Genomic DNA, 14,267 nt, shown 5'->3' with positions numbered 1-14,267 from the left:
GGTCAACGGTGACAGGTTCCGGTCACCGTGCGGCGGTCGCGGCTGCTCCTCAGGACGTGCGTCCGGGTGGGGTCGTGCCTCCGCGTCGGGTCTGCCTGCGCGTCAGGTCATGCCGTGGGACGGGGTACAGGCCCGACGCCGCCCGGAGCACGTGCTCCGGGCGGCGTCGCCGTGGTGCGTGCGGTGGGTGGGCGGTGTCGGCGCGGCCGGTCCCGCTCGCCGTCCTCAAGCCTTCTTGGACTCCGCGTAGTTCCGGAGGAACAGCGCCTCCGCGACCGACAGCCGTTCCAGCTCCTCGGGCGACACGCTCTCGTTCACCGCGTGGATCTGCGCCTCCGGCTCGCTGAGCCCTATCAGGAGGATCTCGGCGTCCGGGTACAGCTCCGCGAGGGTGTTGCACAGGGGGATCGAGCCGCCCATGCCGGAGACCTGCATCTCCTCACCCGGGTAGGCGACCCGCATGGCGTCCGCCATCGCCGTGTACGCGGGGCTGCCGACGTCGGCGCGGAACGGCTGTCCCTGACCGACCTGTTCGATCGAGACCCGGGCACCCCACGGTGCGTGGGACTCGAGGTGGGCGATCAGCAGTCCGGTCGCCTCGGCCGCGTCCTGACCCGGCGGCACCCGCAGACTGACCTGTGCCTGCGCGCTCGCCTGCAGCGACGGCGTGGCGCCGACCACCGGGGGACAGTCGATACCGATGACGGTCACCGCGGGGCGTGCCCAGATGCGGTCCGCGACCGTACCCGTGCCGATCAGCTCCACCCCGTCCAGCACCTTGGCGTCCTGGCGGAACTCGCCCTCCGGGTACTGCAGTCCGTCCCACACCGCGTCCGAGGGCAGCCCGTCGACCGTCGTTGTGCCGTCCGCCGCGCGCAGCGTCGACAGCAGCTGGATCATCGCGGCCAGCGCGTCCGGGGCGGCTCCGCCGAACTGCCCGGAGTGCAGGTTGCCTTCGAGGGTGTCCAGCCGTACGCGCAGCATGGTCATGCCCCGCAGCGTGGACGTGACGGTGGGCAGGCCGACCCGGAAGTTGCCGGTGTCACCGATGACGACGGTGTCGGCGGCGAGCAGCTCCGGGTGCGCCTGCGCGTACTGTTCGAGACCACCGGTCCCCTGCTCCTCGGACCCTTCCACGATCACCTTGACCGTGACGGGGACGCCGCCGTTCGCCTTGAGGGCGCGCAGCGCGAGCAGGTGCATGATGAAGCCGCCCTTGCAGTCCGCGGCCCCCCGGCCGAACCAGCGGCCGTCGCGCTCGGTCAGCTTGAAGGGCGGGGAGATCCAGGCCGACTCGTCCAGCGGCGGCTGCACGTCGTAGTGCGCGTACAGCAGGACCGTCGGCGCGCCTGCCGGGCCGGGCAGCCGGCCGTACACCGACCGGGTGCCGTCGGGGGTGTCGAGCAGGGCGACGTCCTGGAAGTCCTCGGCGCGCAGTGCGTCGGCGACCCAGTCGGCCGCCGCCTCGCACTCGCTCTTCGGGAACTGCGCGGGGTCCGCCACCGACCGGAAGGCCACCAGTTCGGCCAGTTCCGTCTTCGCGCAGGGCATCAGCGAGGCAACGGTCTCGGTCATCGGACGGGCGGTCATGGGCACGCTCCTCGTGGGTGCGACGTCAGGTCTGCGGCGCGCCGTGTGCGCGTCCGGCGGCGACACCGGGGGTGCGGCGTCGCATGTACGACGAAATCATGGCTGATACTCCCACAGCGAGGCCGGGGGGCCGCGCGCCGTAGGATGCCGTGAGCAGTTGGGGCCACTGGTCGGGATCGGGAGCAGAAGCACATCGTGAGCAGCGAGAACGCAGACGCCGGACGTGAGCCGGAAGAGACGTCGTCGGTACCGCAGGAGTTGTCGGTGTGGGACGTCGTCGTGGTCGGCGCGGGTCCGGCCGGAGCTTCCGCGGCGTACGCGGCAGCCGTCGCAGGCCGTCGGGTGCTGCTGCTGGAGAAGGCGGAGCTGCCCCGGTACAAGACGTGCGGCGGCGGGATCATCGGATTCTCCCGGGACTCCCTGCCCCCGGGGTTCGAACTTCCCCTGAAGGACCGGATCCACGCAGTGACGTTCTCGTTGAACGGGAAGCTGTCCCGGACCCGCAGGTCCAAGCGCATGCTCTTCGGGCTGATCAACCGGCCGGAGTTCGATGCCGGCCTGGTGGAGCAGGCGCAGAAGGCGGGTGCCGAACTGCGCACCGGCGTGTCGGTGACGCGGGTGGAGCAGCACGGTCCCGCCGTTCCGGACCGGCGCACGGTAGCCGTGGTACTGGCCGGCGGTGAGACGGTCCTCGCCCGGGCGGTCGTGGGTGCGGACGGCAGCGCCGGCCGCATAGGAGCCCATGTCGGGGTGAAGCTCGACCAGGTGGATCTCGGCCTCGAGGCCGAGATCCCGGTCCCCGCTACGGTCGCCGAGGACTGGGCGGGGCGGGTGCTGATCGACTGGGGCCCCATTCCCGGGAGTTACGGCTGGGTCTTCCCCAAGGGGGACACACTGACCGTCGGAGTGATCGCGGCCCGCGGCGACGGTGCAGGTACCAAGCGCTATCTGGAGGACTTCATCGGCCGGCTGGGCCTCGCCGGTTTCGAACCGACCATCTCCTCCGGACATCTGACACGCTGCCGCAGCGAGGACTCGCCGCTCTCCCGCGGCCGGGTGGTCGTCTGCGGCGACGCGGCCGGACTCCTGGAACCGTGGACCAGGGAAGGCATCTCCTTCGCCCTGCGGTCCGGCCGGCTCGCGGGCGAGTGGGCGGTACGGATCGCGGAAGCGCACGATGCCGTCGACGCCCGGCGCCAGGCACTCAACTACGCCTTCGCGATCAAGGCGGGGCTGGGTGTCGAGATGGGCGTCGGCCGCCGCATGCTCAAGCTGTTCGAGCGGCGCCCCGGAGTGCTGCACGCGGTGCTGACCGGCTTCCGCCCCGCGTGGAAGGCGTTCGCCGGGATCACCCGGGGAACCACGTCGCTGGCCGAACTCGTCCGGACGCATCCGCTGGCGCAGCGGGCCTTGTCCGCTCTGGACCGCTGAGGCCATACCGCGTCCCGACCCCGGGCGGACCCGTCCGAGCCCGCCCGGTCCGGGACCGGGGCGCCGGATGCGGAGGGCGGCGCAACGGATCGCGACCGGAGGCGTGGGGACAGGAGGCGGCGACCCGGTGGTCGGCTCTCGAGCCCTTCGGCGGTTGACGCCGAGGGAGCTCCGTACCGGTCGGTGGCGCGGCACCCGGCGAGAGCTGGTTGACCTTCATGTGGGATGAAGGCCGGCAATCGGGGCCATGGAAGGCACCACTGATCTGCTGAGCATCAGCGCCTTCGGGCGGCGGGTCGGGCTCGCCCCGAGCGCCCTGCCCTTCTACGACGACTGCCGCGTTCTGCGGCCGGCCTGGGTGGACGGGGCGACGGGGTACCGCTTCTGCAGTCCTGCTCAGGAAACCCGTGCCGCGCTCCTGCGGGGTCTGCGAGAAGCGGGACTGCCGCTGGCCGACGTCACCGTGGTGCTCGGGGCCGATCACTCCGGCGCCGTCACCCTGCCGGCGGTCTGCCACGACGACCTGCCCCGGCGGATCGGTGTCGACCCCGCCGTTCTGGGCCCCGCGCTGGAGGCCGGTGCCGGGCCCGACGTCCTGCTGGAGATCTCCGCCGTGGATGATCGCCCTGTCATCGTGCGTTCCGCGGACCAGGGCAGTTTCACCACGCTGATCATGCCCGCCGCCCTCGCGTCGGATTTCTTCCCCCTCTGCGGCGGGGTCAGCGCTTCTCCGGTGCCATGCCCTCCGTGACGCTCAGCTCCTGGGTCCCTATGACGGACAGTAGTTCCAGTTGCTCGGCTCCCGGGCTGCCGGGCGGGGCGGTGAACCACAGCAGGCGTTGGCGTCCGTCCTCGCTGAGGAGGTTGTAGCAGTCGAGTTCGATGACACCGAGCATGGGGTGGACGATCCTCTTGTGGTCCATGCGGCGCACTGCGACGTCGTGGGTGTCCCAGAGGGCTGCGAACTCCTGGCTGCGGCGGCGTAGCGCGGCGACCATCTTCGTGGCCTCCGCGTCCCGGCCGTGCCGGGCGGCCGCCGCCTGGAGGTCGGACACGAACACCCGGGAGTGGTGCGGGTGGTCCTCGGGCGGGTAGATCTCGCGTGCCTGCGGGTCGGTGAACCAGCGGTACACGAAGCTCGCCCCCGGGCCGCGGTGTGCCGGGGACCTGCCGAGCAGGGCCCGGGCCAGGTCGTTTTCCACCAGGGTTTCGTGCAGGTCGGTGATGACGCGCGCGGGGGTGTTGGAGAGCCGGTCCAGGAGCCCGAGAAGCGCGGGCTGCACGTGTGCCGATGGTCCGTGTACCGGCGGGGGGACCGGCCGTTCGGCCAGGTGGAACAGGTGGTCGCGCTCGTCGCCGTTCAGGCGCAGGGCGCGGGCGAGGGCGGCCAGGGTCTGGGTCGAGGGCTGCACGCCGTTCCTTGCGCTACCGCGTTCCAGTTCGGTGTAGTAGTCGGCCGACAGCCCTGCCAGCTGCGCGACTTCCTCGCGGCGCAGCCCGGGAACGCGCCGGCGCGGGCCGTGGGGCAGACCGACCTCGGCGGGTCGGATGCGGTCGCGGCGTGTCCTGAGGAAGGCACCGAGCTCTGGAAGGTTCACCCCTTCATGGTCGCTCATACGCCGCAGCGCAGCCAGGGGGTGGCATCCCCCGGGTGCACGCAGCCCTGGCTGCGGACGGGGTACCGGCCCATCGTGGAGGACACAGCAGGGCAACGGCGAGGCCGCGGCCCGACCCCATCCACAGCAGGAGCCACCTATGCCCGACCCCACTTCCCGCGACGGGACCGCTGCCTCGGCCCGGCGCTCCGCCTCACCCCGCGTCGCGATCGTCACCGGCGGCTCCCGCGGCATCGGCCACCGGACCGTCGGTCGGCTGGCCGCCGACGGGTACGCCGTCGTGGTCGGCTATGCCGGTAACCGGGACGAGGCCGAAGCCGCCGCGAGAGAAGTCGTCGCCGACGGTGGCCTGGCGATCGCAGTGCGCGCGGACGTCGCCGACGAACAGGCAGTCACGGCCTTGTTCGACGCTGCCGAAGGCGAGTTCGGCGGCGTCGACGTCGTCGTGCACGCGGCCGGGCGGATGCACCTGGCTCCGATCGCCGAGCTGGACCTGGCCGTCCTGGACGACCTGCACCGCACCAATATCCGCGGCACGTTCGTCGTCGTCCAGCAGGCCGCCCGTCGTGTGCGCCCCGGCGGCGCGATCGTGACATTCTCCACCTCCGTGGTGGGGCTGGCCTTCCCGGGCTACGGCGCGTACGCCGCCAGTAAGGGCGCGGTCGAGGCGCTGACGCTCATCCTGGCCCGGGAGCTGCGGGGCCGGGACGTCACCGCCAACACCGTCGCGCCCGGCCCCACGGCCACCGCCTTGTTCCTGGACGGCAAGGACGAGGAGACCATCGCCCGCCTGGCCGCCCAGTCCCCGCTGGAGCGCCTCGGTACCCCGGCCGACATCGCCGAGGTCGTCGCGTTCCTGGCCTCCCCGGCCGGCCACTGGATCAACGGACAGGTCATCCGCGCCAACGGCGGAATCATCTGACCCGCCCGCAACCCCCGGCCGATCAACGGAAGGCCCCGTCATGAGGAACGACGAAACAGGGCGTGTCGTCCTCGACACCCGGAACTCCAGCGGCATCGGGGTACTGCCCGTGCGTGCGCTCCGGCCCTCGCCGCGAAGTCGTCTCCGCGGTTGCCGACCGCCTCCGCGCCGACTTCTTCCGCCGCCTCGGACCGGACAGCCGCTCACCGCAGACAGTTCTTCCCCTGCAACTCCCCACTGAGAGAAGGAACAACCAGCCATGCCTTTCGCGAACTTCAAGGTCCCCGAGAAGACCCTCACCCCGAAGCAGAAGGAGGAGATCGTCACCCGCACCACCGAGCTGTATGTCGAGATCTACGGCGAGCGCGCCCGCAACACCACCATGGTTCTGGTCGAAGAGGTCGCGGACGGCGGCTGGGGCATCTCCGGCAACGTGCTGACCCTCGCCATGCTCGGCGAAGCGACACCGAGCGACCCCGGCGGCGCCTGATCTTGTCCAAGAGTCGTCCCGCGACTTCCGGCGGGCGCGCGACGACAGCTGCGGCACCTTGCCGCGTTGTCGGAACGTCCGCATACATCCGATATGCGGACGCTCCTCCTAGCGATGCACGCATCCGACGCCGCGCGCCGATCCACGGGGAAGTGCGGGACAGCCCTTGGGCCCGCACCGGAAAGCCCGCAGGGAAGTAACCGCCGACACAACCTCCACCGGCAGTCCTGCCCCACCTCAACCACACAACTGACATCGCCGTACGAACCGGCGGGTCAGAGTGGTATGGCGGCCCCGTCGGCGAGCAGTTCCGCACCGGTGGTGAAAGTGCTGTGGCCACCGGCCAGGTAGAGGGTCAGGTGGACGGTCGCGCCTTCGGCGGCGAAACGGCGGGCGATCGCCAGGCCGATGCCGCTGGAGGCGCCGGTGACTTGCTCAATCGCAACCATCACCATGACGATTGTGCGAGACGAAATTTCTGTGGCCGGACCGACCTCGTCGGCCGGCCGAGGCGGGTGCCCGGGCTTCCGGTCGCGCCGGCCTCGTCAGGCGACCTGGCTTTCGCGCAGGGTGTGTTCGGCGCACCCCCGGACCACGTGACGCCCGGGCGGTGCTGCGGCTCGGCTCGTCACCACGGCCTACGCGTCACGGCCCGTACGGCCCACCCGGCCGCCCGGCAGGCGCCGGCCTTCCCCGGCGTGCGGGAAGCGCCACAGCACATGGACCACCCGCACCACGCATGCCAGCGCGCCGAGCACCGTCCCTGCCGTGGCCAGGAGGCGTTCGCCGGCATCGGGCAGATCGAGGAACAGTGCGGGAAGAAGGATGCCGGAGAACGTGGCCACGGCCACCAGGGCACCGCTCACGACGGCATAACCGATCTCGACGGTCATCGCGTCCCGTTCCGCCTGCGTACGTCGCCCCATGTCCGAAGTGTCGCAGGGGTGTTGGGTGACAGCAAGGATCGGTGGCGCACCGGTGACCGAGCGAGCGGCTGCCCTGCGAGGGGGGCGGTACGGCCCGGCAGTGCGCGGCCCTCCGCGGCGTGCGCGTGCCCCGGATCTCCGCGGACGGGATTCCGCCGGGCGCGTCAAGCGCCCTGGGGGCGGGTCGAGCGACCGCGTCCGGCGCCGCGCAGCAGCCGCGAGAACCAGCCCAGCGCACAGGCCTGCACGAGCACCGACACGATCAGGCCGAGGTAGACGAACCAGGCGGGGCCGGCCGTCTCCGCACCCGCCAGTGAGCTGCCCACGAAGAAGACGAACACGGTGGGCGCGGCCAGGAAGAACAGCCAGACACCGGCGAACGAGGCATCGTCGTGCGCCACGAACAGGGCGTCGACGGCGACGAACACCGCGACTGCCACGACGAGGCCGAGATAGACGCGGGAGGCCGCGTTGCCGAAGGTCAGCCGGGCCAGGGTCCGCAGTCGCGCGTTCTTCGTCAGGTCGGTCATGTCCAGCTCCCGGAGGTCGGATCGAGACCTCCAGAGTGCGCCGGGGGAGCCGCTCGTGCCTGAGTACGGCTACTCAAATCGCTCACGTGTACGCCACCCGCCCAGGGGAGGTTCCGTTTTGTTCAGCGGCGGCACAAAATGGGCGTAGGGTGGCTCCCGCGACGTACGCGAGCCCATCGGCGCCCGTGACCGGCCGGTGAACGGTACGGGGCGCCGGAGCGTCGGCGGCGGCTCCGGATCATGGGAGACTCGCCCCCATGAACGGCAAGCCGACCACTACGCGGACGAAGCTGGAGAGGGGCCGCAGTGCGCTCGGGCCCGCCCTGGAGCTGGTGCACACCGGCCGGGCACCCACCCGTGCCGTCCTGACCTCCGAACTCGGGGTCACCCGTGCCACCGCGGGTGCCGTGGCCGCGGAGCTGGAAGCGCTCGGTCTGATCAGGGTCGACTCCAGCCCCCGCTCCGCGGCCGGCTCGCAGGGCCGCCCCTCGCACCGGCTGTCCGTCCGGGACGGCGGCCCCGTCGTCCTTGCCGCCCAGGTGCACTCCGACGGCTTCCGTGCCGCGCTCGTGGGACTCGGGGGCAGGATCGTCGCCACCGCGCCCGGCTGCGTGACCGTCATGGCCGACCCCGCCCAGGTGCTCGGCGAGGTGGTCGAGGCGGGCGCCCTGCTGCTGCGTGACAGCGGACTGCGCTGCGTGGGCGCGGGCCTGGCCGTCCCCTCCGCGGTCGCCGAACCGGAGGGCACCGCCCTCAACCCGATGCACCTCGCCTGGCCGGCGGGGGCCCCCGTCCGGGAGATCTTCTCCGCCCGCGTGCGCGCGGCCGGTATCACCGGCCCGGCGTTCACCGGCAACGACGTCAACCTCGCGGCCCTCGCCGAGCACCGGCACGGTGCGGGCCGCGGCGCCCAGCACCTGCTCTGCGTGGCCACCGGCCATCGGGGTGTGGGCGGCGCCCTCGTCCTCGACGGCCGCCTGCACACCGGGAGTTCGGGGCTCGCCCTGGAAGTGGGACACCTCACGGTGAACCCGGAGGGGCGCCCCTGCCACTGCGGTGGACGCGGCTGCCTGGACGTGGAGACCGACCCGCTCGCCTTCCTCACCTCGGCGCGCAGGGCCCCCGGCCCCGAGGAGTCGCTCCTCAAGCAGGCAGGCGACCTCCTGCGCACGGAGTACGGCGACCCCTGTGTCCGGGCCGCCGCCGAGGAACTGATCGACCGCCTCGGCCTCGGCCTGGCGGGCCTGGTCAACATCCTCAACCCGGACCGCATCGTCCTCGGCGGCCTGCACCGCGACCTCCTGGAGGCCGATCCCGAACGCCTCCGGGCGGTGGTGGCCGACCGGAGCCTGTGGGGCCGCAGCGGCAGCGTGCCGATCCTGTCCTGCACCCTGGCCCACAACAGCCTGGTGGGTGCCGCCGAACTGGCCTGGCAGCCCGTGCTCGACGACCCGCTGGCCGCTCTGGCCTGATCAGACCCCGGCGTCCGCCGCGACCCGACCCAGCCCCTCGCGCTCCGGTGCCGACAGACGCAGGACGTCGTAGCGGTCGCCGGGCATCGACTCGGGGGGCTCGTGCTCCCAGAGCGCGAGGTGGAGCAGCTCCCAGTGCCGCGGGTCGAGGGCCAGCGCCGTGGCGACCGCCCCCGGCATGGCGGCCTGCGCGCGGTGCTCCGCCAGCGCCGCGTCCACCGCCTCGCCCGGCCGTACCGTGTCCGCGATCCGGACACGGCGGCGGAGCGCCGTACGGGGGACCGCGCCCGCCGCCGGGCCCTCCCGGTAGGAGAGCCCCGACCAGTGCTGGACCTCCGGGCGCCCGAAGTCGTCGACGATTCCCTGGAATCCGGGACCCCGCAGGAAGGTGTTCATACCCTCGGGGGCCGTCCACAGGTACAGCGGGGCGTACTGGTTGACCGGCGACGCCTCCCCGCGTTCCCGGCTCAGGTACGCCTTGAGGCCGAGCCCCGGGAAGTCGTCCAGGAGGTGGCCCCGGCTCGCGACACGCCTGCGGATGATCTCCATGTCGTAGTCCGCGGGCAGGGTGATCTCGTACTGCATCGCATGCATCGCGTACTCCTCAGACTGTCGGTGTACGAGGGGTGAGCAGGGCGAGCAGACCCCTGACCGCGGAGTCGAACGCGGCGGGTGAGCCGGAGGCGCGCGCCAGGACATAGCCGCCCTGCACGGTGGCGACGACGGCGGCCGCGATCTCCTCGGGAACCAGCCCCGGCGTGAACTCGCCCCCGTCCAGGCCCTCCTGGACGATCCCGGTGAGCCGTGCCCGCAGCCAGGCGATCGTCTCCTCCACCGGTGCGCGCAGTTCGACGCTCGCCACGACCTCCGGATCCATCGTCAGCCGCCCCACCGGGCAGCCCCGCAGCACATCGCGCTCGCGCAGCAGATAGGCGGAGATCCGCTCGTACGCCGACCCGGGGCCGTCCAGGACGCTTGCGGCCGCCTCCCGCAGCTCCGCGGCCGTGCGGGCGACGGCGGCGAGCGCCAGGTCCGGCTTGCCCGCGAAGTGGTGGTACATGCTGCCCTGGCCCACGCCCGCCTGCTGCTGGACGGCCCTGGGGCTGGTGCCCACGTAACCGCGCTCCCACAGCAGCTCCCGGGTGGCCTCGATCAAACGGTCCGGAGTGCTCATGGGCGCACTGTACATACCAGTAGGTACAAAATCTACGGTGGCGGGCTCCCCCCGCCCGGACGCAGGTGGGCCCGCGCCCTCCGGGGCAGACCCGGCCGGGCGCCACGGCAAGGACGGTGACCGTGACCGCCCGGGGCGCAGTGCACCGGTGCGGGGAGCGTGCCGGTCACAAGTGGCCGACGCGCCCCGCACGGTGGCCACCGCGGGTAGTTCCGCGCGGTGGCCGGCCGGAGGACACGTCCCGGCCGTTGTCGTCAGCCGCCGACGGTCGACCGGAACCGGGTGCGGGCCGCCGCCGGCTCCGTGAGGATCCCGGGGCCGGAGCCGAACGGACCGTCGGTCGTCGACCCGTACACCGGCAGGGGTGGCAGAGCGGAGGCGAAGGAAGGGGCCTGGAGGGTGAACCAGACGACCTTTCCCGCGCCGTCGCCCGGCCGAACGCCCCAGTTCTCGCTGACCGCGGCGATGAGTGCCAGTCCGCGCCCGGAGGTGGCGGACGCGTCGGCGTCGTTCACGGTCGGCAGGCGGGGGTCGCGGTCGTGGACGGAGACCGTCAGGCGGTCGAGCAGCAGCTCGATCTTGACGGTGCACGACTTGTCCGGCTGTGCATGCCGGTGGACATTGGTCAGCAGTTCGGTGACGCCGAGCGCCGCATGGTCGATCAGAGGATCGAGATGCCAGTAGCGCAACTGCGCCGAGATGATTCTGCGGACCTGACCGATCCGCGACGGCAGGGCCTGGAGCTCCACCGTGCAGTGCCTGCTTGGCTCGCTGATCACGGCTGCGACTCCCCGAAGTAGGTCCGGAAGAAGACGAAGGAACGGATCCAGCAGATGGCTGACTGCTGTGTGTGGTTCTGGTCGTGCGTGGTCCGCCCTGGACGGCCCCGGCGGAGCGGCTCGCGCGGTCACCACCGGTACACCTTCAGTGACGTGTGACCAGCGTGACTCAGGGGGTTGGGCTCCGCAACTCGCGGTGTGCGTAGGGCACCGCTGGGTCAGCTCCGCCCGGCCGGGCGGGCCCGCAGGGCCTCCAGGAACCTGCGGACCGCCGCGCCGCCCGGCCTGCGGTTGCGCTGGCCCATCGTCAGCCGGTACCGCACGCCGTCGATCCGCGCGACCGCCGAATCGGCCGCCAGGAACCACCGCCGCCCGGCCCTCACCCTGGCCACCGGCGCGCTGACGATCTCCCGGCCGTTACTGGTCAGCAGGGCCACCTGGCCGTCCTTGACGATCACCTGACCCGCCCTGGTGAGGGAGCGGGGCCACCGCTCGATCCTGACGTCGCTCGCGCTGAACTCTGCCTCGGCCATGACGACTCAGCCCCCCTCGTGCCGGTATCTCCTGAGAAGTGTGCCCTGTGCCGGACCGCCCCACCAGGGCCTGTCGGCCCCCTGTCGGCCCGGTCTCCCGGCCGGGGGGCGTGGACCCGGTACGCGGACGCCAAGGAGGGGCTATGGGGCATCAAAGTGAAGGTTTGTGCAGGTGGGGGGAATACCGTGGGCGGTACCGGAGACCGCCGTCGTGAGAAGGAGACCCGTGATGGACGCAAGCGAGCACAGAGGTGACGGCGGGCCCGAGGCCACGGTCGACGTCGACCGCAGCGACCCGGAGTACCGGGCCTGGCTCAAGGAGGCCGTGCGCAAGGTCCAGGCGGACGCCAACCGTTCCGCGGACACCCACCTCCTGCGCTTCCCGCTGCCCGAGGAATGGGGCATCGACCTCTACCTCAAGGACGAGTCGACGCATCCCACGGGCAGCCTCAAGCACCGGCTGGCGCGCTCGCTCTTCCTCTACGGGCTCTGCAACGGCTGGATCCGCCCGGACAAGCCGGTCATCGAGGCGTCCAGCGGCTCGACCGCCGTGTCGGAGGCGTACTTCGCCAAACTCATCGGCGTACCTTTCATCGCGGTCATGCCCCGCACCACCAGCCCCGAGAAGTGCCGGCTGATCGAATTCCACGGCGGGCGGGGCCACTTCGTCGACGACGCCCGCAGGATCTACGAGGAGTCCGCGGCCCTGGCGGCCGAGACCGGCGGCCACTTCATGGACCAGTTCACCTACGCGGAGCGGGCCACCGACTGGCGGGGCAACAACAACATCGCGGAATCCATCTACCAGCAGCTCAGGCTGGAGCGGTACCCGGAGCCTGCCTGGATCGTCGCCACGGCCGGAACCGGCGGCACCTCCGCGACCATCGGACGCTACGTCCGCTACATGCAGCACGACACGCTGATCTGCGTACCCGACCCGGAGAACTCCTGCTTCTTCGACGGATGGACCCGCCACGACCCGCTGGCGACCAGCGACTGCGGTTCACGCATCGAAGGCATCGGCCGGCCCCGGATGGAGCCGAGCTTCGTGCCCGGTGCCATCGACCGCATGATGAAGGTGCCGGACGCGGCCTCCGTCGCCGCCGTGCGCGTACTGGAGCGCGCCATCGGCCGCAGAGCGGGCGGCTCGACGGGTACGGGCCTGTGGAGCGCGCTCAGGCTGGTGGCCGAGATGGTGGAGAAGGGCCGCACCGGCAGCGTCGTCACGCTGTTCTGCGACCCGGGCGACCGCTACCTCGACAAGTACTACTCCGACGCCTGGCTCAGCGAGCAGGACCTCGACATCCGGCCGTACACGGAGACGATCGAGCGCTTCCTCGCCACCGGCGCCTGGTCCGGCTGAAGCCCCGGACCGGGGAGACACGCTCCGGCCGGCCCGCCCCTGTCCGGCCGGACCTCAGTCCCCGAGCAGGGTGTCGAGCACACGACCGAAGACCCGTCGTCCCCCCGCCGAGAGCAGCGGATCGCCCCACCGCGGCAGCAGGCGCACCCGCACCTCCTCGACCCAGATGACATGCGATCCGGAGCCGGTCGGGCGGACGTCGATCGACGCCCGGCCCAGCACCACGGAACCGCGCTTCTCCAGCTCGCACACTCCTGCCCGGCCCGCGGCGGGCGCCGACCACCGCACCACTTCCATCGGGTCGTCGAAGGCGAGCGGCCCCACTCCTGTACGCGCCACGAAAGCCGTGCCCGTGCGGGTGGGTGGATCCGTCAGGACGCTGACCGAGGTGAGCGGAACCGCTCCGGCGTGCCGCTCCCAGTCGGTCACCCGGCGCCATGCCTCGGCGACGGGGAGGGGAGTGAAACGCTCGATCCGGAAGATGGCCACCCTCCGATAGTAGGACGTCCGAGGCCCACGGGCCGCTGAGCGGAACGCCCGGACGGACTACTCGTCCGCCGCGCCGCCCGCCACGACCAGACCGGGCAGCTGTTCCTCGATCTCCTGGCGCACACCGGCAGGCAGCCCCGCGTCCGTGACCAACGTGTCCACCTGGTCGAGGGAGGCGAACGAACTCAGCCCGACCGTGCCCCACTTGGTGTGGTCGGCGACCACCACGACCCGGCGGGCGGCGTGGACCAGACGGCGGTTCGTCTCCGCCTCGGCCAGGTTCGGGGTCGATAGCCCGGCCTCGACCGAGATCCCGTGCACCCCGAGGAAGAGCACGTCGAAGTGGAGGGAACCGATCGCGCGGTCCGCGACCGGCCCGACGAGCGAGTCCGACGGCGTACGGACCCCGCCGGTCAGCACCACCGTCGCGGCCCCCGGCCGCGGGCCGCCGGCCGCAGACGGACGCTGCGCGTCGTGGAACACGTCGGCGACCCGCACCGAGTTCGTCACCACCGTCAGCCCCGGTACGTCCAGCAGGTGCCGGGCCAGCGCGAACGTCGTCGTACCCCCGGACAGCGCGATCGCGCTGCCGGGCACCGCCATCACGGCCGCGGCCCGGGCGATCTCCTCCTTGGCGCCGAGCTCCAGCGTGGACTTCGCCTCGAAACCCGGTTCGTGCGTACTCGCCTCGACGACCGGGACCGCACCGCCGTGCACCTTCTCGATGACCCCCTGGCGTGCCAGCGCGTCCAGGTCCCGGCGGATGGTCATGTCGGAGACGTTCAGCTTCCGGGTCAGCTCGTTGACGCGGACCCCACCGCGCTTGCGCACCTCGTCGAGAATGAGGGCACGCCGCTGCTCCGCGAGCAGGTTCTGGTTCTCGCTCAACGCCGGCCCGGTCCTTCCTTCAGTCCGCACGGTCCGGCAGCGGCCTGCAGGACGTCGTCATCCT

The 14,267-nt window shown here is 71.9% G+C and carries 16 protein-coding genes and 1 pseudogene; 6 read left to right on the top strand and 11 right to left on the bottom strand.

Going from position 1 to position 14,267, the window contains the following annotated elements:
* Window positions 1-225: 225 nt before the first annotated feature.
* Window positions 226-1,590 carry a dipeptidase gene (locus ACH4VO_RS07765; protein WP_360984828.1) on the bottom strand — a complete coding sequence of 455 codons (1,365 nt, stop codon included), beginning with the start codon at window positions 1,588-1,590 and terminating at the stop codon, window positions 226-228.
* 195 nt (window positions 1,591-1,785) lie between these two features.
* Here ACH4VO_RS07765 and ACH4VO_RS07760 point away from each other — a divergent pair, with 195 nt between their 5' ends.
* Window positions 1,786-3,021 (top strand): geranylgeranyl reductase family protein, encoded by a 1,236-nt coding sequence (locus tag ACH4VO_RS07760; protein ID WP_360984831.1) that lies wholly within the window; start codon window positions 1,786-1,788, stop codon window positions 3,019-3,021.
* 247 nt (window positions 3,022-3,268) lie between these two features.
* Entirely contained in the window at window positions 3,269-3,772 is a 504-nt protein-coding gene (locus ACH4VO_RS07755; protein WP_360984834.1) for a MerR family transcriptional regulator, read from the top strand.
* Here the strand turns inward: ACH4VO_RS07755 and ACH4VO_RS07750 are convergent.
* Complete coding sequence (locus ACH4VO_RS07750; protein ID WP_360985078.1) at window positions 3,741-4,619, bottom strand: helix-turn-helix transcriptional regulator; 879 nt, start codon at window positions 4,617-4,619, stop codon at window positions 3,741-3,743. The two genes, ACH4VO_RS07755 and ACH4VO_RS07750, sit on opposite strands and share 32 nt — an antisense overlap.
* A gap of 157 nt (window positions 4,620-4,776) precedes the next feature.
* Here ACH4VO_RS07750 and ACH4VO_RS07745 point away from each other — a divergent pair, with 157 nt between their 5' ends.
* Window positions 4,777-5,559 carry an SDR family oxidoreductase gene (locus ACH4VO_RS07745; protein WP_360984837.1) on the top strand — a complete coding sequence of 261 codons (783 nt, stop codon included), beginning with the start codon at window positions 4,777-4,779 and terminating at the stop codon, window positions 5,557-5,559.
* 259 nt (window positions 5,560-5,818) lie between these two features.
* A complete protein-coding gene (locus ACH4VO_RS07740) occupies window positions 5,819-6,049 on the top strand; it encodes a 4-oxalocrotonate tautomerase family protein (RefSeq protein WP_360984840.1) in 231 nt (76 codons plus the stop codon).
* A 353-nt stretch (window positions 6,050-6,402) separates the two neighbouring features.
* Here the strand turns inward: ACH4VO_RS07740 and ACH4VO_RS07735 are convergent.
* The 3 genes and pseudogenes from ACH4VO_RS07735 to ACH4VO_RS07725 form a co-directional block, all read right to left on the bottom strand.
* A pseudogene (locus ACH4VO_RS07735) lies at window positions 6,403-6,504 on the bottom strand (SDR family NAD(P)-dependent oxidoreductase); the annotation flags it as partial.
* Window positions 6,505-6,687: 183 nt separating this feature from the next.
* Window positions 6,688-6,975, bottom strand: coding sequence for a DUF6332 family protein (locus ACH4VO_RS07730; RefSeq protein ID WP_360984843.1), 288 nt, complete (start codon window positions 6,973-6,975; stop codon window positions 6,688-6,690).
* Between the two features lie 164 nt (window positions 6,976-7,139).
* A complete protein-coding gene (locus ACH4VO_RS07725; protein ID WP_360984846.1) occupies window positions 7,140-7,505 on the bottom strand; it encodes an SCO4225 family membrane protein in 366 nt (121 codons plus the stop codon).
* Window positions 7,506-7,762: 257 nt separating this feature from the next.
* Between ACH4VO_RS07725 and ACH4VO_RS07720 the strand changes: the two genes are divergently transcribed.
* Entirely contained in the window at window positions 7,763-8,977 is a 1,215-nt protein-coding gene (locus ACH4VO_RS07720; RefSeq protein ID WP_360984849.1) for an ROK family protein, read from the top strand.
* Here ACH4VO_RS07720 and ACH4VO_RS07715 read toward each other — a convergent pair whose 3' ends face one another.
* The 4 genes from ACH4VO_RS07715 to ACH4VO_RS07700 form a co-directional block, all read right to left on the bottom strand.
* Entirely contained in the window at window positions 8,978-9,571 is a 594-nt protein-coding gene (locus ACH4VO_RS07715) for a DUF4865 family protein (RefSeq protein WP_360984852.1), read from the bottom strand.
* A 10-nt stretch (window positions 9,572-9,581) separates the two neighbouring features.
* On the bottom strand, window positions 9,582-10,151 hold the full coding sequence (locus ACH4VO_RS07710; RefSeq protein WP_360984855.1) for a TetR/AcrR family transcriptional regulator: 570 nt from the start codon (window positions 10,149-10,151) through the stop codon (window positions 9,582-9,584).
* 254 nt (window positions 10,152-10,405) lie between these two features.
* Entirely contained in the window at window positions 10,406-10,930 is a 525-nt protein-coding gene (locus tag ACH4VO_RS07705) for an ATP-binding protein (RefSeq protein ID WP_360984858.1), read from the bottom strand.
* A gap of 218 nt (window positions 10,931-11,148) precedes the next feature.
* Window positions 11,149-11,463, bottom strand: coding sequence for a hypothetical protein (locus ACH4VO_RS07700; protein WP_360984861.1), 315 nt, complete (start codon window positions 11,461-11,463; stop codon window positions 11,149-11,151).
* 229 nt (window positions 11,464-11,692) lie between these two features.
* On the opposite strand from ACH4VO_RS07700, the gene ACH4VO_RS07695 reads away from it, so the two are divergent.
* Window positions 11,693-12,826, top strand: a complete 1,134-nt coding sequence (locus ACH4VO_RS07695) for a PLP-dependent cysteine synthase family protein (protein ID WP_360984864.1) — start codon at window positions 11,693-11,695, stop codon at window positions 12,824-12,826.
* Window positions 12,827-12,880: 54 nt separating this feature from the next.
* Here the strand turns inward: ACH4VO_RS07695 and ACH4VO_RS07690 are convergent, their stop codons facing one another.
* Both ACH4VO_RS07690 and ACH4VO_RS07685 read right to left on the bottom strand, forming a co-directional pair.
* Window positions 12,881-13,315 carry an SRPBCC family protein gene (locus tag ACH4VO_RS07690; protein WP_360984867.1) on the bottom strand — a complete coding sequence of 145 codons (435 nt, stop codon included), beginning with the start codon at window positions 13,313-13,315 and terminating at the stop codon, window positions 12,881-12,883.
* A 57-nt stretch (window positions 13,316-13,372) separates the two neighbouring features.
* Window positions 13,373-14,203: a DeoR/GlpR family DNA-binding transcription regulator gene (locus ACH4VO_RS07685; protein ID WP_360984870.1), complete on the bottom strand. Its 831-nt coding sequence runs from the start codon at window positions 14,201-14,203 to the stop codon at window positions 13,373-13,375.
* Between the last annotated feature and the right edge of the window lie 64 nt (window positions 14,204-14,267).

Source organism: Streptomyces sp. NPDC020780 (assembly GCF_044334475.1).
Classification (GTDB): domain Bacteria; phylum Actinomycetota; class Actinomycetes; order Streptomycetales; family Streptomycetaceae; genus Streptomyces.
The sequence above is the reverse complement of the archived record's forward strand: the minus strand, read 5'-3'. Positions and strand labels throughout refer to the sequence as shown.